The 25,131-nt window shown below is 46.2% G+C and carries 20 protein-coding genes; 12 read left to right on the top strand and 8 right to left on the bottom strand.

All coding sequences use genetic code 11. The features are described from left to right. Window positions 1–110: 110 nt before the first annotated feature. On the bottom strand, window positions 111–1,022 hold the full coding sequence (locus MUY27_RS00875; protein ID WP_245128073.1) for a cyanophycinase: 912 nt from the start codon (window positions 1,020–1,022) through the stop codon (window positions 111–113). 148 nt (window positions 1,023–1,170) lie between these two features. Here MUY27_RS00875 and cphA point away from each other — a divergent pair, with 148 nt between their 5' ends. Beyond that, window positions 1,171–3,801, top strand: a complete 2,631-nt coding sequence (gene cphA / locus MUY27_RS00880) for a cyanophycin synthetase (RefSeq protein ID WP_245128074.1) — start codon at window positions 1,171–1,173, stop codon at window positions 3,799–3,801. A gap of 34 nt (window positions 3,802–3,835) precedes the next feature. On the opposite strand, the gene MUY27_RS00885 is transcribed toward cphA, so the two are convergent. Beyond that, the gene (locus tag MUY27_RS00885; protein WP_245128075.1) at window positions 3,836–4,924 is read right to left on the bottom strand and encodes an acyltransferase family protein; all 1,089 of its coding nucleotides are present in this window, start codon (window positions 4,922–4,924) and stop codon (window positions 3,836–3,838) included. A gap of 180 nt (window positions 4,925–5,104) precedes the next feature. Further along, window positions 5,105–5,809: a DUF92 domain-containing protein gene (locus MUY27_RS00890; RefSeq protein WP_245128076.1), complete on the bottom strand. Its 705-nt coding sequence runs from the start codon at window positions 5,807–5,809 to the stop codon at window positions 5,105–5,107. Between the two features lie 64 nt (window positions 5,810–5,873). Here MUY27_RS00890 and MUY27_RS00895 point away from each other — a divergent pair, with 64 nt between their 5' ends. From MUY27_RS00895 to MUY27_RS00920, 6 genes are all read left to right on the top strand, one after another. Next, on the top strand, window positions 5,874–6,560 hold the full coding sequence (locus MUY27_RS00895) for a class I SAM-dependent methyltransferase (RefSeq protein ID WP_245128077.1): 687 nt from the start codon (window positions 5,874–5,876) through the stop codon (window positions 6,558–6,560). Window positions 6,561–6,764: 204 nt separating this feature from the next. Next, window positions 6,765–9,362, top strand: a complete 2,598-nt coding sequence (locus MUY27_RS00900; RefSeq protein ID WP_245128078.1) for a non-ribosomal peptide synthetase — start codon at window positions 6,765–6,767, stop codon at window positions 9,360–9,362. 64 nt (window positions 9,363–9,426) lie between these two features. After that, a complete protein-coding gene (locus MUY27_RS00905; RefSeq protein ID WP_245128079.1) occupies window positions 9,427–10,518 on the top strand; it encodes a DUF3810 domain-containing protein in 1,092 nt (363 codons plus the stop codon). A 204-nt stretch (window positions 10,519–10,722) separates the two neighbouring features. Continuing rightward, a complete protein-coding gene (locus MUY27_RS00910; protein WP_245128080.1) occupies window positions 10,723–12,147 on the top strand; it encodes a glycogen synthase in 1,425 nt (474 codons plus the stop codon). Beyond that, window positions 12,144–13,406 (top strand): glucose-1-phosphate adenylyltransferase, encoded by a 1,263-nt coding sequence (locus MUY27_RS00915; protein WP_245128081.1) that lies wholly within the window; start codon window positions 12,144–12,146, stop codon window positions 13,404–13,406. The genes MUY27_RS00910 and MUY27_RS00915 overlap by 4 nt, the downstream gene beginning before the upstream one ends. 52 nt (window positions 13,407–13,458) lie before the next feature. Next, a complete protein-coding gene (locus MUY27_RS00920) occupies window positions 13,459–13,635 on the top strand; it encodes a hypothetical protein (protein WP_245128082.1) in 177 nt (58 codons plus the stop codon). A gap of 82 nt (window positions 13,636–13,717) precedes the next feature. Here MUY27_RS00920 and MUY27_RS00925 read toward each other — a convergent pair whose 3' ends face one another. The 3 genes from MUY27_RS00925 to MUY27_RS00935 all read right to left on the bottom strand — a co-directional run bounded on the left by MUY27_RS00925 (window position 13,718) and on the right by MUY27_RS00935 (window position 16,025). Then, on the bottom strand, window positions 13,718–14,395 hold the full coding sequence (locus tag MUY27_RS00925) for a metal-dependent hydrolase (protein ID WP_245128083.1): 678 nt from the start codon (window positions 14,393–14,395) through the stop codon (window positions 13,718–13,720). A 22-nt stretch (window positions 14,396–14,417) separates the two neighbouring features. After that, window positions 14,418–14,732: a YbaB/EbfC family nucleoid-associated protein gene (locus MUY27_RS00930; RefSeq protein ID WP_245128084.1), complete on the bottom strand. Its 315-nt coding sequence runs from the start codon at window positions 14,730–14,732 to the stop codon at window positions 14,418–14,420. A gap of 78 nt (window positions 14,733–14,810) precedes the next feature. Beyond that, complete coding sequence (locus MUY27_RS00935) at window positions 14,811–16,025, bottom strand: serine hydrolase domain-containing protein (protein WP_245128085.1); 1,215 nt, start codon at window positions 16,023–16,025, stop codon at window positions 14,811–14,813. Between the two features lie 318 nt (window positions 16,026–16,343). On the opposite strand from MUY27_RS00935, the gene fumC reads away from it, so the two are divergent. The 4 genes from fumC to MUY27_RS00955 all read left to right on the top strand — a co-directional run bounded on the left by fumC (window position 16,344) and on the right by MUY27_RS00955 (window position 19,667). Further along, entirely contained in the window at window positions 16,344–17,741 is a 1,398-nt protein-coding gene (gene fumC, locus MUY27_RS00940) for a class II fumarate hydratase (protein WP_245128086.1), read from the top strand. Window positions 17,742–17,791: 50 nt separating this feature from the next. Then, the gene (locus MUY27_RS00945; protein WP_245128087.1) at window positions 17,792–18,319 is read left to right on the top strand and encodes a fumarate hydratase; all 528 of its coding nucleotides are present in this window, start codon (window positions 17,792–17,794) and stop codon (window positions 18,317–18,319) included. A gap of 1 nt (window position 18,320) precedes the next feature. Beyond that, window positions 18,321–19,109, top strand: a complete 789-nt coding sequence (locus MUY27_RS00950; RefSeq protein WP_245128088.1) for a S1/P1 nuclease — start codon at window positions 18,321–18,323, stop codon at window positions 19,107–19,109. A 102-nt stretch (window positions 19,110–19,211) separates the two neighbouring features. Then, entirely contained in the window at window positions 19,212–19,667 is a 456-nt protein-coding gene (locus tag MUY27_RS00955; protein WP_245128089.1) for a low molecular weight protein-tyrosine-phosphatase, read from the top strand. Here the strand turns inward: MUY27_RS00955 and MUY27_RS00960 are convergent. Further along, window positions 19,659–20,963, bottom strand: a complete 1,305-nt coding sequence (locus tag MUY27_RS00960; protein WP_245128090.1) for a UDP-N-acetylmuramoyl-tripeptide--D-alanyl-D-alanine ligase — start codon at window positions 20,961–20,963, stop codon at window positions 19,659–19,661. The two genes, MUY27_RS00955 and MUY27_RS00960, sit on opposite strands and share 9 nt — an antisense overlap. A gap of 69 nt (window positions 20,964–21,032) precedes the next feature. Between MUY27_RS00960 and MUY27_RS00965 the strand changes: the two genes are divergently transcribed. Continuing rightward, window positions 21,033–23,528 (top strand): M14 family metallopeptidase, encoded by a 2,496-nt coding sequence (locus MUY27_RS00965; RefSeq protein WP_245128091.1) that lies wholly within the window; start codon window positions 21,033–21,035, stop codon window positions 23,526–23,528. A 318-nt stretch (window positions 23,529–23,846) separates the two neighbouring features. On the opposite strand, the gene MUY27_RS00970 is transcribed toward MUY27_RS00965, so the two are convergent. Continuing rightward, complete coding sequence (locus MUY27_RS00970; protein WP_245128092.1) at window positions 23,847–25,118, bottom strand: DUF1501 domain-containing protein; 1,272 nt, start codon at window positions 25,116–25,118, stop codon at window positions 23,847–23,849. Between the last annotated feature and the right edge of the window lie 13 nt (window positions 25,119–25,131).

The raw sequence follows: 25,131 nt of genomic DNA on the forward strand, positions 1-25,131 counted from the left end.
CCCGGTGGGGAGGAGACTTTATTCTAACGGTTTAAAGTTTCTTGAGAGCCAGATAATTGAAGTCTTGTTTCTTGGCTCTTGTTTCTTGCTTCTATCTTAGCCTCTTACAGCTATTGATCCGGTGCCTGCAGGTAAACCCCGTCTTCTACCTTAACCACTTTTTTTATGGCCAGTTTGTGCTGTTTTAGGTCATATTTGTCATAGATAGACATTACATGTACGCGCAGGCTTTCAATAGATACCGGTGAGCCGATTTCCACATCGTAGATATTCGTCTCGACAATATTGCGGCCGTCTACCAGGATAATTAATCCTGAACCGATGGCTTCCATCAGGTGCCCTTCGGTAATTAGCAGGCCGGTATCTTCGCCCAAACCAATACCTAAAATGCCCGGGTTGCTGGCCACCGCATAAAATAAACGGCCAATACGGCCGCGCTGTACAAAGTGGGTGTCAATAAATACATTATCTATAAAACCAAGGCCGGCGGTGATCTGCACTTCGCCTTTAATTAGCGCCTCATTGCTTTGCCCGCGATAGATCATGTTGGCAGAAGCTGCGGCAGCCCCGGCAGAAGTACCTGCAATTACAAAGTTCTCAGTTTGGTAACGCTTCTTTAGTATCTGCAAAAACTCTGTTCCGCCGAAGATAGAAGTTAGCCTTAACTGGTCGCCGCCGCTGAACATTACTACATCTGCCTTTCGTACGCGTTCTATGCTATCGCGCCTGCTGGCATCTTCGCGTGTGCGGATATCCAGTACATTAACGTGGGTAACATTCAGTTGGTTGAAGGCCTTGATATACTCTGCGCCTACCAGCTCGGGTATTTGCGATGCCGTAGTAATCACTTCGACTACGATGCCTTCGCCCTTACCAGATTCGGTAAGAATGCGTTTAAGAATACCCCGTTCAAAAAACCTGATATGGTCTGGTGGCGGAACAATATGCTCGGCAGCGCTGACGTTGCTGCCCATATCTACGGCCCCGCCTATTATTATTAATTTCCCTTTCGGACTGATCATGCTATAACTGAAAATACAAATTAAAATAAAATAGGTTTAAAATGAGGCAAAAGCAAACAAATTATCCGTCTGTCCCTTTTTCGTTTTAATTCGAATCCGGCAATACATTTTGTAGATTTATACCAATAAAATACGTCAACACTTACTTATGAAGATAGAAAGCATTCAGGTGCTTCGCGGCCCCAATATCTGGAGTATTTACCGCAAGAAATTAATTCAAATGAGGCTCGATCTGGAAGAGATGGAACAAAGGCCCACCAATACCATCGACGGATTTTACGACCGGTTGAAAGACCTAATCCCTTCCATGTATGATCACCGTTGTTCGCCTGGCGTACCCGGCGGCTTTTTTCAACGGGTGATTGAAGGCACCTGGATGGGGCATGTGATTGAGCACATTGCACTGGAAATACAAACCCTTGCCGGGATGGAAGTAGGTTTCGGCCGTACACGCGAAACCTATACACCGGGTGTTTACAATGTAGTGTTCGCTTACCTGGAAGAAAAGGTAGGTATTTATGCGGCGCGGTCGGCTGTTCGTATTGCTGAAGCATTGATAGATGCCAAATCATACGATCTGGAAGCAGACATTCAGGAGATGCGCGAGATACGCGAGAATACCCGCCTTGGCCCCAGCACCGGCGCTATTGTAGAAGAAGCTATTGCGCGTGATATCCCCTGGATAAGGCTGAACAACCAATCTTTAGTACAACTGGGTTATGGTATCAACCAAACCCGCGTGCGTGCTACCATGACCGAGAAGACCAGCAGCATTGCTGTTGATCTGGCCAGCGACAAGGAAGAAACCAAACGCATCCTTGAAATGCACGCGATACCGGTTGCTAACGGCATGACGGTTAGTTCTGTAAAGGAGGTATCTGTTGCTATCGATAAAATTGGCTTTCCGTTGGTTTTTAAACCATTGGATGGTAACCACGGCCGGGGGGCAACCATCAACGTGAAGACGGAAGCTGAAGCTATTGCAGCGTATGAACATGCGGCAAAAATTTCACGGAGGGTAATTGTAGAGAAATTTATTACCGGTTATGATTTCCGCGTGCTGGTGATTAATAACCAGATGGTGGCAGCCGCCCTTAGGAAGCCGGCTCATGTGATAGGCGATGGGCAGTCGACAGTGCAAGAACTGATCGACAAGGAAAACCAGGATCCGCGACGCGGCTATGGACATGAGAACGTGCTGACCGAGATCAAGATAGACCGTGACACCATGGACCTGCTGACCAAAAAAGGTTATACACTGGAAAGCATCCCTGAGGCGGACGAAGTAGTTTACCTGAAATCTACCGCTAACCTAAGCACAGGCGGTACTTCTGTTGATGTGACGGATCACGTTCACCCCGAGAATATTTTTATATGCGAACGTATTTCCAAAGTGATAGGGTTGGATATCTGCGGTATCGACATTATGGCGGTTAACCTTACCGAGCCGATCACCGAAAACGGGGGAGTGGTACTCGAAGTAAATGCGGCGCCGGGCTTCCGGATGCACATTGCGCCGAGCGAAGGCATCCCGCGTAATGTCGCCGGGCATGTGATAGATATGTTGTATCCGCCGGCAAAATCTGCTCGAATCCCGATTATTGCCACTACAGGTACTAATGGTAAAACCACCACCACTCGCTTGATTGCGCATTTGGTTAAGAACAGTGGTTACCGTGTCGGTTTCACTACTTCAGATGGTATTTATGTACAAAATACCATGCTGATTAAGGGTGATACCACCGGCCCGATGAGTACGGAATTTATACTGAAAGACCCGACGGTTGAAGTTGCCGTACTGGAAACTGCGCGTGGCGGTATTCTTCGTTCGGGCTTAGGCTTCAGCAAGTGTGATATCGGCGTAATTACCAACATCCAGCCAGACCATTTGGGCATTTCTGATATCCATACGTTAGATGACCTGGCACGGGTAAAAGGTGTGGTGATTGAATCTGTTAAGCCGGAGGGCTGGGGCATTTTGAATGCGGATAACGAGTATTGTGTACGTATCGGCCAAAAGGCAGATTGTAATATTGCCTACTTCAGCTTGAACGAGAGTAACCCTGTCATTAGCGAGCATTGCCGCAAAGGTGGCATTGCCTGTATCTGCGAGAATGGTTATGTGACGATCAAAAAAGGCGACTGGAAGATCAGGGTACAGCGTACCGGCTTCATTCCGCTTACGTTTGGCGGCGCGGTAAGTTTCATGATAGAGAACGTACTTGCGGCAACGCTTGCGGCTTACTTGTGGGGCATCAAGACAGAGGATATCAAGACATCATTGACCACCTTTATCCCTTCTGCGGCGCAAACGCCTGGCCGGATGAACCTGTTCGAGTTCCGCGAGTTTAAGTATATGGTGGATTTTGCGCATAATCCGGATGGTTTTAACGGGATAAAGAACTTTTTGAACACCATCGATTCGCCTCAGAAGATTGGTTTATTAGCAGGCACCGGCGACCGCCGCGACGACGATATCCGCGAACTTGGGCGTATTGCTGCCAGTATGTTCGATCATATAGTACTTCGCCAGGCAGACCATTTAAGAGGGCGTACCCGCGAAGAAATCATGAGCCTGATGGAAGAAGGTATTAGAGAAGTGAAGCCGGATATGCCGCTGGAAAAACTGCCGGACGAAGCCGATGCTATCCGGTACGTTATCAGTCTGGCGCAACCGGGTGCGTTCATCGTCATGCTGAGCGATGTAGTGCACGGCGGTCTGGAGATCGTCCAGAACTTACTGGAAGAAGAAAGAAGAAATACACCTGTAATTGGATAAAAATCACAAGGCTGCCCTTAAACACGGCAGCCTTTTAAATTTCAGGAATAGCAACTATAGGCAGCGGCTTGGGTTTTAGTCTTTTCCGCAGCTTGCCCAATGGTTTTTCAACCAGGTAATAACTACTTAACGACAGGGTTAATGTAACACCGGTAACTGCTAAGATATATAATATGGTATGGCCTGCTGTTTTAATGGGCATTAACGCGTTTACTGCCAGCATGTGCATCAGGTAGATGGAATAGCTGAGCTTGCCGATAAATACTAAAGCCTTGTTCGAAAAGATTTCCTTCAACCAGTGGTACGCGTTGATATTCACTATTGCAGGAACGAGTATAAACAGAGACAGCCCCTGCAGCGAATAGCGAAGTGTATTCCTAAAGGTGGCGTCGCGCACCACAAGGCATAGTAACTGCACTGCTAAGGCAACTATAAAAACTAATTTATTAGACAGGACCTTTTCATAGCTTTTAGAAGAGCTGCTGTACTGTATTACGCTGGCGAGGCAGCCGTATAAAATAGAATCAAAACGGTTATGGGTAAGCAGGTAGGTGTTGGCTTCAGCCAGATCAGGTTGGCCTTGATATACCATTACACTCCAGAAACGAAGCGCTAACGGTATAACAATCAGTATGGCAAGCGTTATTTTTAATTGCTGCACATTGCGCACCAATAGCATAAACAGAAGCGGGAACAGCAGGTAGAAATGCTCTTCTACAGCTAATGACCATAAGATCATCAAGCTGCTATGATTGCTTAGCGAGTGAAAGAAAAAGTAATAGTTCTCGTAGTAAAACAAGGCGGCGAACACTTCGCTTGGATTAGCTGGTTTTAATACAAATACCGATGCGACAAGGTATAACCCAAGCATCAGCAGCAATGGCGGGTAAAGGCGCAACATACGCCGGCTGTAGAACAGTTTTAAGTCTGTAGTGCCGGTTTTCTCGTACTCGTCCAGCAAAAGGTTGGTAATAATGTAGCCGCTGATGAAAAAGAACACGGTTACGCCCAGTCCGCCCGGTACCAATTTTTCATAGCCAACGTGCGCGATATAAACCAGTAATATAGAAAGGCCCCTTAAACCATCTAAGGATGGGATATAAGCAGAGGACGTTTTTTGCATATAATTGAACGGCAATAAATAACAATTCGAGTTAGCATTCCCCCAGCCGAAACAGCCGGTGCCCTTAGCACATTTTCGCTTTTGACTGCAAGCATGCAGTACTAAGTAGAAAATAAACCAGATTGACGGTAGTATTGTTTTAAGATGCTGTATTACAAGCCTGTTTTAACTTATTTAAGACTATAATAAACGGCTGAGCAGCCAGCAAAACAATGCGCCGGAAAGTGTATTCAGAAAATTCACCAGGTTGTTACCGATTTTATGCTTACGTTCCAGTGCTGCGCCAAGTATAGAGTCGGTCATATTGCCCAACGTACCGGCGATGATGATCCGTATCACATTGCTATCGAACCCTGCTTTGCAAGCATATATCAGTGCGATCAAGGAGGCACCCGCAACACCGATCAGTGTACCTTCCAGGCTTACTACACCATCCGCACCCCGGATATCTTTTTTAAAGGAGAGGATGTTGTAAAAACGTTTGCCGTGTAAAGTACCCAATTCTGAAGAAAGGGTATCGGCCGTTGCGGAGGCCAGGCTACCGGCCACCATCAGCAGCATTGTCGCTTGTTGGTCGGGCATCGCCAAAGCAATACCACCGCATAAAGCAGCCACACCACCATTGGCCAACACCTGCCCGGCAGTACGGCGGCCATTATCCCCCTCGGCAACCGCCAGTTGCTGCTTTTTAACTTTTCCAATGCTGGTGGCTAAGGTTCCGGCGGCGAAAAACACCGCCAGCATAGTTAAACCAACGGCACCTGTAGCAGCAAACACCAGTGCGCCAACTATAAAGCCCGTCATACTACCCAAGGGTGTCAGCTTGCGTCGTAAGCTGCTCCAAATGGCCGCAGCCGCAAGGAATACATAAACCGGAAAATGCACGAAAACCTATTTTAAAGTTGCGCCAAATTCAGAATATCATTATCGCCTTGTACCTTTGCAGGCGATGGCTGATATTTTAGGCGAGGCAATCTACAATTATTTTCACACCCGCTCTAAGCACAAATTGTGGATCCATAATCGTTACGGCGAGAAGGAAGAAATGCCGATTGATACTTATTTCCGCAACGAAGATGATATGCCCGACCTGGAATGGCTGGCGCTGGAAAGTTGTACAGGCGCCGTGCTGGATGTTGGTGCCGGGGCAGGAAGTCATGCCCTTGCTTTGCAGCAGCGCGATATGAATGTTACCGCTTTGGACATTTCGCCCTTGGCTACCCAGGTGATGCGAGAACGTGGTGTTAAGAAGGCCTTGTGCGAAGATATCTACCAATACCACGAACAGCAGTTTGATACCATTTTGCTACTGATGAATGGCATAGGGCTGGCCGGTTCGCTGGAGGGATTAAAAAGCCTATTGCTACACCTGAAGTCGCTATTGAAATCCGGCGGGCAGTTGCTGTTTGATTCTTCTGATATTGCTTATTTGTACGAAGAGGACTTTCCCGAAACAGGCTACTACGGCGAGCTGGACTACCAGTATGAATATCAGGGCAAACAAGGCGAGTGGTTCAAGTGGCTATATGTTGATGAAAAAACGCTCGCTTCGATAACGTTTGATTTAGGATTCAATCAGGAAGTGTTACTTGAGGATGAATTCGGGCAATATCTCGTAAGGCTCACCGTTTCTTAAATAAAGCTGTGCCAATTCAACAAGATCGGGATAACTTCTTTTTTTATTTACATAATAGCAGTTGTTTGTTCTTGATTTTCAGTTACTCCTTGAAGGAATAGCGACCATGTGGCTTTTTATTTAACTTTGCAGCAAATTTATTAGCAGCTACTATTGAATATTAAGTTGGGCCGACAAGATGACATAATTCAGCATAGCTCCGTGTTGATTGGGGAACGATTCACCTATCCTCTTGAACCTTTACACCGGGTTATCAGCAAAACGGTAAAAAAATACCCGGATGCGTTAGCGTATAAATATCAGGATCAGCTGCTTACTTATAGCATGCTGGAAGAACAGTCAGACTATATGGCTGCTTTTCTGATGGCAAATGGCTTATGTCCCGGCACTGTTGTAGGTGTCCTTTTAGACAGGTCTGCCACTTTGGTGGTTACCTTGCTGGCTATCTTAAAAGCGGGCGGCGTTTACCTGCCCATGGATATAGATTTTCCTGAAGACCGTATCCTGTACATGCTGGAAGATTCTGGGGCAACAATGCTGCTGACCTATTCAGACAAACGTGTTTTCTCTGCCGAAAATTTGACGGTCATCAATCTGTCCCTTGCTGAAATTGCCCAGCTTAAGCCAGAGTTGCCAAGGGTTTCGCATGAATGGCCGGCGTATATCTTATATACTTCTGGTTCCACGGGCAGGCCAAAAGGTGTGAAGGTTACACACCAGAATCTGGTGAACCTGCTCATGAGCATGTTCTCGTTCCCAGGTATGGTGCATACAGACAAACTGCTGGCTGTAACCACCATATCTTTCGATATTTCTAATCTTGAGCTGTTTTTACCGCTTACCGCCGGGGCTACCCTGGTGATGGCGGATGCGGCTACCGCAAGGGATGGAAAAGCCCTTTTTAGGATGATGAAACAAGAGCAGATCACCTTTATGCAGGCCACCCCTGCTACGTGGAAGTTGCTGCTCCTAAGCGGATGGGATGAAAAACTGGATATCAAGATTGTCTCCTGCGGCGAACCATTGCCTAAAGACCTTGCCGAAAAAATATTGGAGCGCTGCGCTTCTTTATGGAATATGTATGGGCCTACGGAAACTACCATCTATTCTACCGGGAAACAGATCCTGAAAACAGACCGGGTGATCACTATCGGTAAGCCTATCGGTAATACGGAAGTTTACATTTTGGATGATCAGCTGAACCCGGTACCATGGGGCGAAATAGGTGAAATCTATATTTCTGGCGATGGCGTCACGCAAGGCTATTTCGCACAACCCGAACTGGACGCAGAAAAATTTGTAATCGACCCATTTAAAGACGGCAGTGCCAAAATGTACCGCACCGGCGACTTGGGTCAATTGACAGCCGATGACGAGATATTGTATTTAGGGCGTCTGGATAAACAAATAAAAATAAGGGGCTACCGTATCGAAGCTGGCGAAATAGAATACCAGCTAAAAAAATGTCCAGAAGTGGCCGAAGCCGTGGTGACTACCCGCACAGACCGTAGCCATGACCTTCGCCTGGTAGCGTATGTGATGCTTAAAGATTTTGCGCTAAACTTAAATTTTAAATCCCTTCAGCACGATTTCAAAGACCGGCTTGCGCAAGAGCTACCCTCTTACATGATCCCGTCCGAGTTTTATCTGTTAGAGGAATTACCCCTTACACTGAACGGGAAAATAGATTACAAAGCGCTGCCAGCCGCGGTAAGGAAAACCACCGGAAAGGTAATTGCTTCTGCCGATACCGAGCTGGAAAAGAATCTTTTTGCGATTTGGGCCGAAGCCCTGGATACTACTGATTTTACTATTGACGATGATTTTCTTGATGTAGGCGGTCATTCTTTAATTGCGCTTTATATCATGAACGAGATAGAGAAACTGTTAGGCAAAACAGTGCCGATCTCTGCATTGTATGAATATCCGACCATTCGCAAGTTGGCTGCAGTATTAGATAATGGGATTAGTGACAGCCTTGCGGCGTCATTAGTAAAACTAAAAAGTGGCGGCGACAAACATCCCTTGTACCTGATTCATGGTAATGGGTTAAACCTGCTGAATTTTAATGCGCTTGTGCAATACCTGCCCGATGACCAGCCTGTTTATGGTTTCCAGGCGATCGGTTTAAATGCATCTGACGCCGAGATCGGTACGATGGAGCAGGTGGCAGCCCGTTATGTGAAGGAGCTGCTTCACCAAAACCCGGATGGCCCCTATCTATTGGCGGGCTACTCTTACGGGGGCAACATTGGTATCGAAATGGCGCGCATCCTGAAGAATATGGGTAAAGAGATCAGGTTGCTGGCGCTGTTTGATGCCAATGCCCAGAACTCTGAGAAGTACAATTCGTGGACATCCAGAATCGGTAGAAAGATATTACGCCAAGGCCCTAAAGCGGTGTGGTTCACCAGGTCGCTCGTTAAAACCCCAGCTAAGGCAATCGGTTATCAGCTGTTTTTGCTGAGGAATAATGCTAATCGGATACTGCAGAAATTAAGATTAGTAAAGCAGGAAAAAAGCATTGGTGTTTTTGAACAATTGGAACGGGTAACTCAGAAATATAACGAAGCTTACTACAACTATCGTATCAAACCATATGACGGCGAGATTTACCTGTTTAAAGCTGCGGAAAGGGTATATTTCGTAGACGATGCCGAGCAGCTTGGATGGGGCAAGTATGCGTTAAAGGTGCATGTTCGCGAAGTGCCTGGTGATCATAAAACCATGTTTGAAGAGCCAAACGTAGCAACATTTGCCGCTGAACTTACACGTGTCATAGACGCAATAAACTGCGCTTAACAAATCCGTTGGTGCTTATTAGTAAGCCCCGCCAATCCAATCAGCTTTCTGTTATATTTACAGGGTGATAAAAATCCGGCCTTATTTAAAAAGTAAGTGGCTGCTGGCAGTGTTGCTAACCATTCTGCTGATACTGATTGCGCAGCTTTCTGCCATTCCGCTAGTGGTGGAAATGGTCTATTCGAAAGGATTGTTCCGGGGTGTTGCAGTTATCCAGCATTTGTTGCTTGGGTGGATTCCCTTTAGCATCGGCGATATCCTATACATCCTGCTGATTGTTTACTGTTTGGTTGCGTTTGTTAAATGGCTGGGATTGTTGTTTAAAGGCCGCTTTAGGCGTTGGGGCGAAGGTATCCTGAATTTTATCATAGGTTTCGAGCTATTACTTTGCGCCTTTTACCTGTTGTGGGGAATCAATTACTTCAGGCCGTCCGCGGCTGAACGCCTGAATTTACAGGATACTGCTTACACGTTAACAGATGTAAAAGCTGTGACACGGATGCTGGTTGATAGCGTGAACGCCACACGTGCGGCACTTGCTCCGGCCGACCTTCATCAAACCAATTCGCAGATCTATCAAACTGCCGCGGAAGCAATTAAGGGATCGAAAGCCATTTCACCCGAATTAACCGGTTTTATGCCCGCCGTAAAACCCTCTCTAATTAGCTGGCTGTTGAATTACCTAAGCACTTCAGGTTATTATAATCCTTTTACAGGCGAAGCGCAGATCAATTACCAGATGCCGCTATTTGACAGGCCTTTTACCGCCTGCCATGAAATGTCGCACCAGTTAGGTTTCGGGCGCGAAGACGAAGCAAACTTTTCCGGCTACCTTGCAGGTATCCATTCCAAAGACCGCTTGTTGAAATATTCTGCGTATTACGAGGGGACGGTAGAGTTTTTAAGATACCTGTACCGCAGGGACAGCGTGGCCCATCACGAATTGAAAACCATGCTCAGTCCGCAGGTAAAACAGGATATAAAAACAGACAGCCTTTATTGGACAAGCTACGAAAGCCGGATCGGTTGGCTCAGCGGCTTATTTTACGACAGGTTTTTAAAGGTAAATAACCAACCTGCAGGGCTGCGTACCTACAACCGTATGATCCGTCTGACGATGGCCTGGTACCGCCGGAAGAAGTACCCCAAGCAATAAGGCTTTGAAACCACTTTCAGGAGTATGATTTCCTGCACTCGTTCCCGAAGTTTATTTCCTGATTTTGGATAAAAATTAACCTTGGCTATATAAATTTACCTGCTACGATTATTTGCAAAATTGTACTAAAAACGCAAACACAATGCATTTTCGGGGGTTTGTGTTTTGGGTAAAGTTTCCTAACTTGACCTATATATATCTATAATGAGAGTTTATCATCTTGGTGCTGAATGCTACCCCGTAGCTAAGGTTGGGGGGCTGGCAGATGTGGTGGGCGCGTTACCTAAATACCAATGTCAGGCGGGTTTACAAGCCGCCGTGGTTTTGCCATACTATAACCGCCAGTTTGTGCGCGAGCACCAGTTTGATGTCGTCTTCGTAGCATCTACGCTTTTAGGTCATCGACGATTTGATTTCGAGATTTTAAAGGAAAGAGATAATGCCCTCGGTTTCGAGCTATACCTGATCCGAGCACCCGGTTTGCTGGACAGGGAAAATGTATACAGTTACCCGGATGAGACAGAACAGTTCATTGCGTATCAACTGGCCTTCCTGGATTGGATCAACTGGTCGCAGCAAACACCGGATATCATCCATTGTCATGACCATCATGCCGGGCTAATCCCTTTCCTGCTCTACCACTCAGTGATCTACAAACGTCTGAAGCATGTACCTACAGTATTTACTATTCATAACGGACAGTATCATGGCGCGTTCGGCTGGGATAAGGTAGGTTATCTGCCAGAAATAGACATGACGGTAGGCGGACTGCTCGACTGGAACGGCGGCATTAATCCGTTGGCTGCTGCTGTTAAATGTTGCTCTAAGTTTACCACGGTTTCTCCAAGCTACCTGGAAGAACTGAAGGTGCAAAGTAACGGGCTGGAGCACTTGTTTGAGATGGAAGAAGGCCGCGGTGTAGGTGTCCTTAACGGTATCGACAGCCAGGTTTGGGATCCGGCGAACGATGCCATGATTGCTGCTAAATTTTCAGCAAAAAAAATAGATCCGGGTAAGGCGCAAAACAAATTGGCGCTGTGCGAGCGTTTCGGTCTTTCGCCGGATAAACCTTTAATCTCATTCATCGGCCGCTTGGTTACTGAAAAAGGGGCCGATCTGTTGCCCGAAGCCGTCAGCCGCAGTTTGAATGAGCTGGGCGACCAACTAAATATCCTGGTTTTAGGAACCGGTGATATTTATATTCAGGATGAATTAAGGCATTTGCTGGATGCGCATCCGAATGTTTATAATGCTTACCTTGGCTATGACGAGAAGCTATCGCACCTGATTTATTCGGGCTCAGACTTTTTGCTGATGCCTTCGCGGGTAGAGCCATGTGGTCTTAATCAGCTTTATGCATTGCGTTATGGTACAGTTCCAATTGTCCGAAGTACAGGCGGGTTAAAAGATTCGGTGATTGACTTCGAACAGCCTGATGGCTATGGTATCAGGTTTGAAGAAGCTTCGGTTGATGATATTTGCGTAGCGGTAAAACGTGCCGTAGAATTGTATCAGAACACAGCGCAACTTGAATTATTACGTAAAAGAATGATGGGGCTCGATTTTTCGTGGGATCAATCGGCCGGTCAATATATCCAATTATATCAAAGTCTAATACCTAAATTATGATCTCAAAAGTTATAAGCATTGTGCTTGGCGGCGGGCAGGGTACCCGTTTATCACCGCTTACAGCCACTCGCTCTAAACCTGCTGTACCGATTGCAGGTAAATACCGCCTTGTCGACATCCCTATTTCCAACTGTTTACACTCGGGTATCGATCGCATATTCGTGTTAACGCAGTTCAATTCGGCTTCGTTAAACAAGCACATCAAAAATACCTACCACTTCAGTAGTTTCAGCGAAGCTTTTGTAGATATCCTTGCAGCAGAGCAAACGCCTTCGAGTGTGGCCTGGTTCCAGGGCACGGCAGATGCGGTACGCCAGAGCCTGCACCACCTGAGCGTTTACGACTTTGAGTATGTACTGATCTTGTCAGGCGACCAACTGTACCAGATGGACTTCCGCGAGATGATCGATCAGCATATCGAAAAGCAGGCCGATATTTCTATCGCCACCATTCCGGTACATGCCAATGATGTTCCGGGCTTCGGTATTTTAAAAACCGATGAAGAAAACAATATCACTGCGTTTATTGAGAAGCCTAAAAAGGACTTCGAAAGCTGGTCATCTGAAGTAAGCCCCGAGATGCAGGCGCAAGGACGTACTTACCTGGCCTCTATGGGTATTTACATCTTCAACAAGAAGACCCTTTACGATCTGTTGCAAGGCAATGACCGGACAGATTTTGGTAAAGAGATCCTTCCGCAATCAATAGAAACGCACAAGGTAATCAGCTATCAGTACGAAGGTTACTGGACCGATATAGGTACCATTCCATCATTCTTCGAAGCAAACATTGAATTGACAGATGATATCCCGCAGTTTAACCTGTTCGATAAGAACTTTATCTACACCCGCGCGCGGATGCTGCCGCCGTCAAAAGTCATCGGCACCTATCTGGATAAGGCCATTATTTCTGATGGTTGTATTATTAATGCTGCTAAAATTACCCGTTCTGTAATTGGTATCCGTACACGTATCGGCAATGATACCATGATTGAAAACTGTTACGTAATGGGTAGCGATAATTATCAGACGCTGGAGCAGATAGAGCAATCGCGTGTGGCTAATTCGCCGATTATGGGTATCGGCGACAGGTGTATCATCAAAAACGCCATTATTGATAAGAACTGTTACATCGGTAACGATGTGAAGATCAATTGCGGTAGTAAACTACCTGATGGCGATTACGGTTCATACACCAGCCAGGACGGTATCGTAGTAATTAAGAAACGCGCGATAATCCCGCACGGTACAGTGATTTAAAACAATAGTGCTTTGTATGATGTTGATATCAGCCAATATTAAAACAATCATTATGAAAAAGATCATTTGTTTATTAGCCGTAGCGGCTATCGGTTTCAGCAGCGTTGTTGCGGCCCCTGTTAAAGCTTTTCAAACAGACACCGCTAAGGTGAAAGTGAAACACAAAGCTCACAAAACCAAGATTAAAAAGAAAAGAGCAGTGGTAAAGAAAGATTCCAGCAAGATGTAAGCTTCACCGCAAAAGTGTAAGCATAAAAAAGCTCCCCGGATTAATTCGGGGAGCTTTTGTTTTATAGCGATATTGTAATGTATTATAACTCTACAGATTCGCCAATTCCGGGCAACTGGATATTGATACCCGCTTTAATAAATTTCTCGCGTGCTTCTTCTTTGTCGATCTTAATTACCGGGAAAGAATCATAGTGTATACCAACCACGTTCTTACAGTTAACAAATCCGGCTGCTTTAATGGCATCGTCCACACCCATGGTATAGTTATCGCCAATAGGTAAAAATGCCCATTCGATATTTTCATCCGCCAATAACTTCATGTCATAAGTAAGGGCGGTATCACCGGCGAAGTAAATGTTTTTGCCTTCATTGGTATAGATCACGTACCCGGCAGGGTTGCCACCCGGGTTGCCATCTGGCAGGGTGCTCGAATGCACAGCGTTCACCATTTTTACACGGCCAAACTCAAAGTTAAAACCGCCGCCAATGTTCATGCCATGCGCCTGGATATCTTGTTTACCTAACCAATCTGCAATTTCTGCAATACAGATCACTTTTGCGCCGCTGTTTTTTTGAACAGTTACCAGGTCGGCAACGTGGTCGCCGTGGCCATGACTTACCAAAATATAGTCTGGTTTAAGGCTGTTTACATCAATGTGTGACGCCAGTTGGTTATAAGTGATAAAGGGATCGAATAAAAGTTTTTTGCCGCCGGTCTCTATCTCAACGGTAGACTGGCCGTAATAAGTTGCTTTCATAAATAGTGATATTTTATAAGGGTTATTTGCCGAATAAGTTACCCAGGCCGCCAAAGCCACCCAGCATTTGCTGCGTCATGGCGGCCATTTCGCTCTGGCTGATATTCTCTGCCTGCTCCATTGCCTTGTTCACCGCTACAACTAAAAGTTCTTCCAGTTCTTCGCGGTCTGCTTCCTGATAAAATGCTTCATCTATACTTACAGATTGCAGCACTTTATTGGCATTGGCAGTTACGGTAATTTTTCCGCCTTCGGCAGCACCGGTAACGGTAATGTTATCCAGGCGTTGTTTTACTTCGCCTGCTTTTTGCTGTGCTTCAAATATTTTATCGAACATAATGCTTTGGTTTTCGATTTCGAAATTAACCTCTCAGTATCGTTATTGTTTATATTATTCTGTTAAGATTTAGTCATTTTACTGGTCTTCTGCCGTATCGCCGTTACCGCTATAAGCGCCCTTACGTACGATTGGCATGCCTGTAATCTTAAACAGATCATCCAGATGGAGTAAGCTGCCATTCACCAGGTTGCCCAGTAATACAATGGTGATATCGTTTTTCATATCGCGCAGGTAAATATGCCTGAAACCATGCCACCAGCCGGTATGGTAAACCACCTTCTGGCCAGGTCCTTCAAATATACGCCAGCCGTAACCATAATTAAAATGTCCGCGGATCATGGGATTGCGAGGGGTGTAAGCCGAATCCTGTGTGGCAGGCTTAATCAGTAAACCGGCACGCAGCGCACGGTCGAACAAAAATAAATCGCCTACCGTACTGTAGATTCCTTTATCGCCTACCGGGCCGTCTAAAAAGTTCTGGGCTACAGAATAGCGCCAGCTGTTACGGTCGTGCCCGACAACGTCTACCGGTATTTTATCATAAGTTGCTTTGGAATAAACATCGGTATGGTGCATGCCCGCAGGTTTAAAAATATTCTCGTGCATGTATTGGGCATATGGTATTCCGGTTACCTTCTCGATAATCGATCCCAGTACCATAAAGTTAGAGTTGTTGTACAGGAACCGCGCGTTAGGCTTATTAAAAGGATGTGGCTTGTATTGAGCGATCAACTCCATCTCTTGCGCATTACTGATACCTTTGCGTTGGTCGCGATGCTCTTTGCGGTAAATGTCGTCTGTAAAATAAACATAGTTCATCATCCCGGAGCGGTGCGTTAACAGCAGGCGGATAGTAACACCTTCGTACGGAAAGTTCGGGAAGAAGTCGCGCACATCCTGGTCAAGCTTTATTTTACCTCGCTCCCACAATTGCATAATGGCTGTCCCGGTCATGGTTTTGGTGACGGAAGCCAACTCGAACCGAGAATTCAGTTTCAGGCTATCCCGGGTAAGGTAGTTAGCCCAGCCGAAAGAATTTTCATAAATGATTTTCCCTTTTTTTGCGACAAGCACATTTCCGTTGAAGCCGCTGTTTTTATGTAAATGCTGCATAAAAGCATCGATACGCGGGTCAGCATCCTTCGGATTATAAGCCATCAGCTTTTGGGTATCCAGTGGCGCTGCCTTAGTTTCAGCGGTGTCTTTATTACCAGAATGATTGGATGAACAGGAGATTGTTGTTGAAGCGAAACAAAGTAAAGCTAAACCTTTTATAAACTTACCACACATGGGGGAGACTGCAATTTTATTTAGAACGCGAAAGTCTGAAAATTAAATATCAGTTAGGAAGTAAACTTTTAAATATTTTACGCTCGTGAAAAATTATTTACAGTTTATTTACCGCTGGCGAAACAGTTATCAATCCTGAAGTACTCCGAGTTATACTATTGGTTAATTAAGGTAGGTCTATAAACAGGCCCCAAGGCCCTATGCTAAAGCATTTGCACACCATAGGTAAAAAACTAATTGCAATTAGGGGTAAAACACAGCTTCCCCTTTGTGCTTGTGTGTAAATACCTAACTTTGCACCGCAAAAATCTAACAATCATGAGTTTCAGAATTGAACACGATACCATGGGCGAGGTTAAGGTACCTGCCGATAAGTACTGGGGCGCACAAACCGAACGTTCGCGCAATAACTTTAAGATCGGTCCGGCGGCCTCCATGCCTAAAGAGATCATCGATGCTTTTGCTTACTTAAAAAAAGCGGCAGCTTATACCAATACAGATTTAGGTGTACTGCCTGCAGAAAAACGCGATTTGATTGCACAGGTATGCGACGAAATTCTGGCAGGCCAGCTGGACGATCAATTTCCGCTGGTGATCTGGCAAACCGGTTCGGGCACGCAATCAAATATGAACGTGAACGAGGTGGTGGCTAACCGTGCACATGTGCTTCAAGGTAATCAATTGGGCGAGGGTAAAACTTTTATCCACCCGAATGATGACGTGAATAAGTCGCAATCATCAAATGATACCTATCCAACTGCAATGCACATTGCGGCCTATAAAACGGTAACCGAAATTACCATTCCTGGTGTAGAGAAGCTGCGCGACTCGCTGAAACGCAAATCAGAGCAGTTTATGAACGTGGTAAAAATCGGCCGTACCCACCTGATGGATGCTACGCCGCTTACACTTGGGCAGGAGTTTTCCGGCTATGTATCGCAATTAGACCATGGTTTAAAAGCACTTAAAAATACATTGGCCCACCTAAGCGAATTGGCTCTTGGTGGTACTGCGGTTGGTACAGGCATCAACACCCCTAAAGGTTACGATGTGAAGGTAGCAGAGTATATTGCACAATTCACCGGCTTACCTTTCGTAACTGCTGAAAATAAATTTGAAGCTTTAGCAGCGCACGACGCCATTGTAGAAAGCCACGGCGCATTGAAGCAAATCGCGGTAGCGTTGATGAAGATTGCGAATGACATCCGGATGCTGGCTTCTGGTCCGCGTTCTGGTATCGGCGAAATTCATATTCCGGATAATGAACCTGGTTCATCTATCATGCCGGGCAAGGTTAACCCAACCCAGAACGAAGCTGTAACCATGGTTGCTGCACAGGTAATGGGCAATGATGTGGCTATTTCTATCGGCGGTTCTAACGGACATTACGAGCTGAACGTATTTAAACCGGTAATGGCTGCTAACTTCCTGCAATCTGCACGTTTAATTGGCGATGCCTGCGTTTCGTTCACCGAGCACTGTTCAGAAGGTATCGAACCTAACTACGACGGTATTAAGAAACACCTGGAAAATTCACTGATGCTGGTAACGGCGTTAAACCCGCACATCGGTTACGAAAACGCGGCTAAGATTGCCAAAAAAGCGTTAAAAGAGAATAAATCATTGCGTGAAGCTGCTATTGAATTGGAACTGCTGACCAGCGAACAATTTGACCAGTGGGTACGCCCCGAAAACATGATCGGAAGTTTAAAATAAAACGTACTTTCCATATCTATCCCTCTCCGCTGGAGAGGGACTTTTTGTTTATGAAGAAAACTTTTCGCTCTACAACTTCTGCAGTTAAAATCACTTTGGCCTGCATGACGATGGCCGTTCTGCTGGCAGCCTGTTCGCCGAACGCCCGTTACCAGGGTAAAGGCGAGACGACTTTGCAGGGTGAGTGGAAACAGGATAGCGTGCGCCTGCAGCAGAAGCTGATTACTTATTCGCTTTATAACTTTAAATTCAACTGCGATTCGTTTTTTGTAAGCATTAATACCGTTAGTAAGGTAAATTATGGTGCAGATACTTGTATGAACAAGGGGCATTGGACCGAATATGCAAGAGGCCTGTACGTGATGTCGCACGATACGCTACGGATACGTGGATTTTTTACGTATCCCAATCAAAAGATCAAATATCAGGCAGATTGCTTTCGGGTAGGTGTGATAGATGAGCGTTTTAAAGTAAAACAGTTGTCAGATTCGCTCTATCAATTCCGTAACCTCACCAGCACCGAACCGTTTACCATGCACCTGACAAAAAAAATTACATGTGTTCCAAAACCGCTTTAACATGAAACTGATAAAAAAACTGATACTGGGCGCAGCCCTGTTTTATGCACCGCTTTCAGGCTTTGCCTGGGGTACCCAGGGGCACCGCATTGCCGGCCAGATTGCCGATAGTTATTTAACACCGAAAGCGCGTAAAGCTATCGCCGCTATTTTAGGTAATGAGTCGATTGCAATTACCAGTAACTGGGCCGATTTCATCAAGTCGGACCCTAACTATAGCTATCTTTCTTCATGGCATTACATCGACTTTGATGAAGCCATGACTTACCCGCAAATGCAGGAGTTTTTGAAGAATGATAAGAATACCGATGCTTATACCAAGCTGCAGTTTATGATTGCTGAACTGAAAAAGCCAAATTTAAGCAAAGAGAATAAGTTGCTTTATCTGCGTATGGTGATTCACATTGTGGAAGACATTCATCAGCCGATGCACACCGCACATACCAGCGATAAGGGCGGAAACGATGTAAAAGTGAACTGGTTTAGCGAGCAGACCAACCTACATTCTGTTTGGGATAGCAAGCTGATTGATTTTCAGCAATTGAGCTATACTGAGTATGCTAACTGGATCAACCATACCACTGCTGCAGAACGTACTACATTACAGGCAGAGCCGCTAAGCAAATGGATCTACGATTCAAGCGTTTTGGCAGGCAAGATCTACGAAGATGTAAAGCCTGAAGATACGCTGAATTACCGCTACAACTTTAAGTACATCGGTATCGTAAACCAGCAATTGGTAAAAGCAGGCGTGCATTTAGCAGGTTTGCTGAACCAGATATTTGGATAGAAGCCCCACCCAACCCTCCCCAAAGGGGGGAGGGCTATAATTAAATAAATCTACAATAAATACAAAAGTCCTCCCTACCGGGGAGGATTTAGGAGGGCTAATATGAAAATCCTAATGGTTTGCCTGGGCAATATTTGCCGTTCGCCGCTGGCAGAGGGTATAATGCAGCATCTTGCTGATGAGCAGGGTTTAGACTGGCAGGTAGATTCTGCCGGTACCGGTAATTGGCACGTAGGCGAAGGGCCAGACCGCCGGTCAGTACGCACCGCGAGACAGCACGGTATTGATATCAGCAGGCAGGTTTGCCGGCAATTTAAGGTGAGTGATTTTGATAGGTTCGATCATATCTTTGTGATGGACAAATACAACCTGCGGGACGTTACAGCGCTTGCGCCTGATGGGCAGGCAGAAGCTAAAGTAAAGCTCTTACTGGTAGACAAAGAAGTGCCAGACCCTTATTATGATGATAAGCAGTTTGAACCCGTGTTCAGACTGATAGAACAGAGTTGTAAGGATATCATCAAAGACTTAACCGGTAAACCCTACGCTTCAGAATAATTCTTTCAGCTGCTCTAAAGCCATTCCGCGCGACCCTTTAATTAAAACGGTCGCGTTTTTTATGGGGGAAACTTTTAATGCATCAAAGGCGTCTTTAGTAGTTTCGTAAAAATCGGCCCCTGCCACCTGGTGCTTGTAAAATTCTTTACCTACAAATATCCGTCTGTTTGCATGTGCAGCCATTGCTTTTACAATCACCTGCTCGTGTTCAGCGGCAGACTCGTCACCCAGTTCAAACATATCGCCCAGGATCATTACTTTATAATCGGCCTGCATCAGCGACACGTTTTCTATCGCCACGGCCATACTGCTCGGGTTGGCGTTATAGTAATCGCAAATGATGGTATTGGTAGCTGTATGCTCTATCTGCGAACGGTTGTTGGTAGGCTGGTAGCTGCTGATCCCCTGGTTAATTTGATCGGCAGTAAGGTTGAAAAATAATCCTGTACAAACTGCTGCCAGCATATTATCTAAGTTGTACGAGCCGGTTAGGTTGGTTTGCACTTCATGGCTGATGCCATCTTTACTGTGCCAGGCAAATTTTACAAAAGGCGAGTTACTGATTAATCGGCCGGTAACCAGGTTGTTGTTTGCGGGGTTGGTACCGTACCCAAATACGTTTGTTAAATGCCGTGCTTGCTGCATTTCCCGTAGTGCCGTGCTGTCTGTATTTAAAAATACCACACCGCCCGCCGCCTTCAGGTAATCGTATAATTCCCCCTTTCCTTTCTTTACCCCCTCAACACCGCCGAAACCTTCAAGGTGTGCCCGCCCTACGTTGGTGATTAACCCGCAGGAGGGCTGCGATATCGTACATAAAAACTCGATCTCTTTTTGATGATTGGCCCCCATTTCTATCACCGCCATTTCGTGCTCGGTAGTTATCGAAAGTATACTTAATGGCACGCCGATATGGTTATTCAGGTTACCCTGGGTAGCGAAGGTTTTAAACTGTTGCGATAGCACCGCGTTGATCAGTTCTTTGGTGGTGGTTTTACCGTTGCTGCCGGTAAGCCCTACTACGGGTATCTGCAAATGTTTGCGGTGTAATCTGGCCAGGTTCTGCAAGCTTTCCAATACATCATCTACCAGTAGGCAGCGTTCATCTGCCCGGTATTGGGCATTATCTATAACAGCATAGGCGGCACCGGCTTCAAGGGCCTGGGCTGCAAATGTATTTGCGTCAAACTTATCGCCCTTCAAGGCAAAGAAAATGCTGCCCGGGGTAATTTTGCGTGTATCTGTACTGATCACCGGGTGCTGCAAATAAAGCTGATATAGTTCTTCGATACTCATGGTGTAAATATACGTTTGAACGCTAAAGGTTGTGTTTTCTTTTTATTAGCTTAGCCATAACTAACTCTTATGATCAAAAGATTTTACTCCCTTTTAGTACTGGGTCTTTTAATGCACCTCGGTGCTATGGCCCAGCAACTGCAATCGCCTTCAGAATTTTTAGGTTATGCCCTTGGCGAAAGATATACCCCGCATTACCGGATCATCGAATACTTTCGATACGTGGCTGCCACCGCGAAGAACGTAAAGTTACAGCAATACGGCACGACTAACGAGGGGCGGCCGTTGGTGGTGGCGTATATCGCTTCGGCGGATAATTTTTCCAGGTTGGAAGAGATCAGGAAGAACAACCTGCGTCTTGCAGGTATAGAAAAGGGTGCGGGAACCACCGGTAGCCCGGCAGTGGTTTGGTTAAGCTACAATGTACACGGCAACGAACCGGCATCAAGCGAGGCGGCAATGGCTACCCTTTACGACCTGGCAAATACCGCTAACGCTAAAACGCAGGCCTGGCTAAAAAATGCCGTTGTAGTCATAGACCCATGCTTAAACCCAGATGGTCGCGACCGCTATGTGAACTTTTATAATTCTGTTCGTGGCGAAACACCTGATGCCTACAACCTTGCCCGTGAACATATGGAACCCTGGCCGGGTGGCAGGGTAAACCATTACTATTTCGACCTTAACCGCGACTGGGCCTGGCAAACTCAAAAAGAAGTGCAGGCCCGGGTAGCACTGTATAACCAGTGGCTGCCACAGGTGCATGTAGATTTTCACGAACAGGGGTACAACAGCCCCTACTACTTTGCACCGGCGGCAGAGCCTTTTCATAAGGTGATTACGCCATGGCAACGCGAATTTCAGACCACCATCGGAAAGAATAACGCCAAATATTTTGATGAAAAGGGCTGGATGTATTTTACTAAAGAAGAATTCGATCTGCTTTATCCATCTTACGGCGATACCTACCCCACTTACAATGGCTCCGTGGGGATGACCTACGAGCAAGGCGGTATCAGTGGTGGCCTGGCTGTTAACACCCGCAGCGGTGATACCTTAACGCTGGCGCAGCGTGTCGAGCATCACCATGCCACCGGGTTAAGCACCGTAGAAATAACGGCAGCAAATGCTGCCAGAGTAATTACCGAGTACAAAAAGTTTTTTGATAACAGCAGATTAAGCCCTCCAGGCGATTACAAAGGTTATGTTGTGAAAAACGATAACCCGGACAACCTGGCCAAACTGGAGGAAACCCTGAAACGTAATGGTATTAATTACGAATTCGGTACTAACCGCGCATTAACCGGCTTTAACTACTTTAACGGGAAAACCGAAAGTTTTACGGCTGGCGCGTCCGACCTGGTGATCAGCGCTTACCAGCCAAAATCTGTTTTATTAAGCGTACTAATGGAGCCTAAAACCTTTGTGGCTGACTCCAATACATACGATATTACAGCTTGGGCCTTGCCCTATGCCTATGGATTGAAAACCTATGGCGTAAAAGAGGCCATCAGCGGTACAGGTAACGAGGCAGCGAAGCCATCGTCTGCTATTAGTAATACGCATGCTTATGCCTATGTTGCGCCGTGGAAATCAACAACTGATGCTGCGTTTTTAGCGGCGCTAATGAAAGCGCATATTAAAGTACGCTACACCGAAGCGCCATTTGACGCGCAGGGAACACATTACTCACCCGGCACGCTGATTATTCCGCGAGCGGGAAACGATTTCGCCCGGTTCGACCAAACGGTTCAGGAGTTGGCTACCCGCTTTGGCAGGCAGGTGACCGGCTTATCATCCGGTTTTGTAGATAAGGGAGCCGATATTGGTTCTTCCATTGTACATAGTCTTAGAGCGCCTAAGGTTGCGCTGTTGTCAGGTGACGGTGTTGATTATGAAGCAATGGGCGAAGTATGGCACTTTTTCGAGCAGCAGTTGCATTACCCGGCTACCGTTGTCCGTTTACAGGATCTGGGGCGCATTCGTCTGGCAGATTTTGATGTGGTAGTCATGCCCGACGGCGGCTATAGCGATTTGCCTGCCGAAAAATTGCAGCAATGGGTAAAAGAGGGCGGCAGATTGATTGCTTTAGGTAGCGCGATAAATGCTCTAAGCGGTAAGCCGGGATTTTCTGTAAAAAGCAAAGAAGATAAAAAGGATGATAAGACGGCTAAGAATGAGAATATCAACCGTGTTTTTGGCGACCGTAACCGCGAAGCTTTGAAATCAACGGTCCCCGGTGCCATCTATAAAGTGAGTCTGGATAACACCCACCCGCTCGGTTTCGGCTACCCTAACTATTATTATACCCTTAAGCTAAGCGACGATTTGTACGAATATCTTGACGATGACGGATGGAACGTAGGTACACTGAAAAAGAATGCCTATGTATCCGGCTTTGTGGGGCAAACAGTAAAAGCAAAATTACAGGACGGAATGCTGTTCGGCGTTCAGGGGCTGGGCCGCGGGAATGTAGTTTATCTGACAGATGATCCGCTGTTCCGTAGCTTCTGGCAAAACGGCAAGTTGCTTTTTGCGAACGCGGTGTTTATGGTGGGGAATTAAGAGCCCCTCCTTTGCCCTCCCCGAAAGGGAGGGTATTTGCTTTACTGTCACGTCCTGTTTTTCCCCTTTTGGAAACAGCTAAAAGTCCTCTCCCTTGGAGAGGATTTAGGAGAGGTGCAATTAAAAAGTGGTGAAAGTGCGATTCCTTCCCCGTGGAAAGGAGGAGGAAGGGGTGAATATAAATGAATAGCATTACCCCTCCCTAACCCTCCCGAGGGAGGGAATAAATTCGGCAAGCATCAGTATAATTCCTCGCACTGGATAAAAATAAAAAGGGGTTAAACCCATGCGGAATAACCCCTTCAATCTTTATTCTAACTACGCTCTCATCACGCCAATCTGATCGCCTTTCCAGTCTGGGAATAATACTCTGTTGTTAGTGATCTTTAAATGTTTATCAGCAACTTCGCTAAATACACTTCTAAAATCTGTAGTAACGGCCAGGTCGCGGCCATCTTCCAGGTTTTCGATGGACAGCGGTTTTACGTCGCCGTGAACAAGTCCGCCATTTACATCATTACTTAAAATAAAGTTACATGAAGCTCGCCCGTGGTCGGTACCGCCGGTGCCGTTCTGTTTAACAGTACGGCCGAATTCGGTCATCGTCATTACGGTTACATCATCCTGATACTGGCCGATGTCGTTCCAGAAGGCCATCATACTGTTGCTAAGATCGGCTACATTCCTGCCGAAAATCCCGTTTTGTGTACCCTGGTTAAAATGAGTATCCCATCCGTTAGATTCTGCAAAAGCAATCTCGAGGCCCACATCCATTTTTATCAGCTGCGCAATTTGTTTTAGCGAATTACCCAACGGCGAGTTTGGATAAACGGCATTGTTGGCCGGTTTATAATTTTTAAGATCCGTTTTCTGTAGCAGTTTCAACGCATCAAAGCTTTCACGGCCGGTTTGCTTGAGCAAGCCTGTTGCGGTTTGGTCGTACAAATCTTCAAAACTACGGGATACCATGTTTACGTTGGTAGGCGTACCGCGCATTTGCAGGGCAAAGTCTTGCAGGTTAGCCACAGCAAGCGCAGGGTTATCGCCATAGAAAGAACGCGGCATTGCCGATGTCATAGAAACAGCGCTGAAGGGTGTTAAGGAGTCATGTCCTAACAAACCTACCGCCCTGTTAAGCCATCCGCTGGATGTACCTTTGTTAAACGGAGTCCCGGATTCCATATAATCCTGCGCATCAAAGTGCGACCGTGTATTATTCGGCGAGCCGATACCATGAACAATAGCCAACCTTTTTTCACGGAACATGGGCTCGAAGGCCGCCATTCCCGGGTGCAGGCCAAACCGGCCGTCCAGGTCTATCAGCGGGCCGCCCTGCTGGCTTTTTGCCGCCGACATAAAAAGGGTAGGCCGCGCATCCTGAAGATATTGATCCGTAAATGGCGTTACGGCCATCAGACCATCCATCGCCCCACGCTGGAAAATACATACCAGCGTTTTTTTGCGTTTATATGGTGCGTTTAATTTATCGCTTGCTGCTGCTTCTGCTAAAAAGCCGGGGATACCTCCCATTAGCCCTACACCAAAAAGGGTAAGACCGCCTGCTTTTAAAAATGCTCTTCTATTTAACATGGCTGTATGTTTT

This window comes from Mucilaginibacter straminoryzae (assembly GCF_022953055.1).
GTDB lineage: Bacteria > Bacteroidota > Bacteroidia > Sphingobacteriales > Sphingobacteriaceae > Mucilaginibacter > Mucilaginibacter straminoryzae.

What these genes read in the sequence shown, in the direction of transcription:
- MUY27_RS00915 (WP_245128081.1), top strand. Translation starts at nt 12,144, where the DNA reads ATGATCTCAAAAGTTATAAGCATTGTGCTTGGCGGCGGGCAGGGTACC.
- cphA (WP_245128074.1), top strand. Translation starts at nt 1,171, where the DNA reads ATGAAGATAGAAAGCATTCAGGTGCTTCGCGGCCCCAATATCTGGAGT.
- MUY27_RS00920 (WP_245128082.1), top strand. Translation starts at nt 13,459, where the DNA reads ATGAAAAAGATCATTTGTTTATTAGCCGTAGCGGCTATCGGTTTCAGC.
- MUY27_RS00935 (WP_245128085.1), bottom strand. Translation starts at nt 16,025, where the DNA reads ATGTGTGGTAAGTTTATAAAAGGTTTAGCTTTACTTTGTTTCGCTTCA.
- MUY27_RS00925 (WP_245128083.1), bottom strand. Translation starts at nt 14,395, where the DNA reads ATGAAAGCAACTTATTACGGCCAGTCTACCGTTGAGATAGAGACCGGC.
- MUY27_RS00945 (WP_245128087.1), top strand. Translation starts at nt 17,792, where the DNA reads ATGAAGAAAACTTTTCGCTCTACAACTTCTGCAGTTAAAATCACTTTG.
- MUY27_RS00875 (WP_245128073.1), bottom strand. Translation starts at nt 1,022, where the DNA reads ATGATCAGTCCGAAAGGGAAATTAATAATAATAGGCGGGGCCGTAGAT.
- MUY27_RS00950 (WP_245128088.1), top strand. Translation starts at nt 18,321, where the DNA reads ATGAAACTGATAAAAAAACTGATACTGGGCGCAGCCCTGTTTTATGCA.
- MUY27_RS00955 (WP_245128089.1), top strand. Translation starts at nt 19,212, where the DNA reads ATGAAAATCCTAATGGTTTGCCTGGGCAATATTTGCCGTTCGCCGCTG.
- MUY27_RS00910 (WP_245128080.1), top strand. Translation starts at nt 10,723, where the DNA reads ATGAGAGTTTATCATCTTGGTGCTGAATGCTACCCCGTAGCTAAGGTT.
- MUY27_RS00885 (WP_245128075.1), bottom strand. Translation starts at nt 4,924, where the DNA reads ATGCAAAAAACGTCCTCTGCTTATATCCCATCCTTAGATGGTTTAAGG.
- fumC (WP_245128086.1), top strand. Translation starts at nt 16,344, where the DNA reads ATGAGTTTCAGAATTGAACACGATACCATGGGCGAGGTTAAGGTACCT.
- MUY27_RS00970 (WP_245128092.1), bottom strand. Translation starts at nt 25,118, where the DNA reads ATGTTAAATAGAAGAGCATTTTTAAAAGCAGGCGGTCTTACCCTTTTT.
- MUY27_RS00930 (WP_245128084.1), bottom strand. Translation starts at nt 14,732, where the DNA reads ATGTTCGATAAAATATTTGAAGCACAGCAAAAAGCAGGCGAAGTAAAA.
- MUY27_RS00960 (WP_245128090.1), bottom strand. Translation starts at nt 20,963, where the DNA reads ATGAGTATCGAAGAACTATATCAGCTTTATTTGCAGCACCCGGTGATC.
- MUY27_RS00965 (WP_245128091.1), top strand. Translation starts at nt 21,033, where the DNA reads ATGATCAAAAGATTTTACTCCCTTTTAGTACTGGGTCTTTTAATGCAC.
- MUY27_RS00895 (WP_245128077.1), top strand. Translation starts at nt 5,874, where the DNA reads ATGGCTGATATTTTAGGCGAGGCAATCTACAATTATTTTCACACCCGC.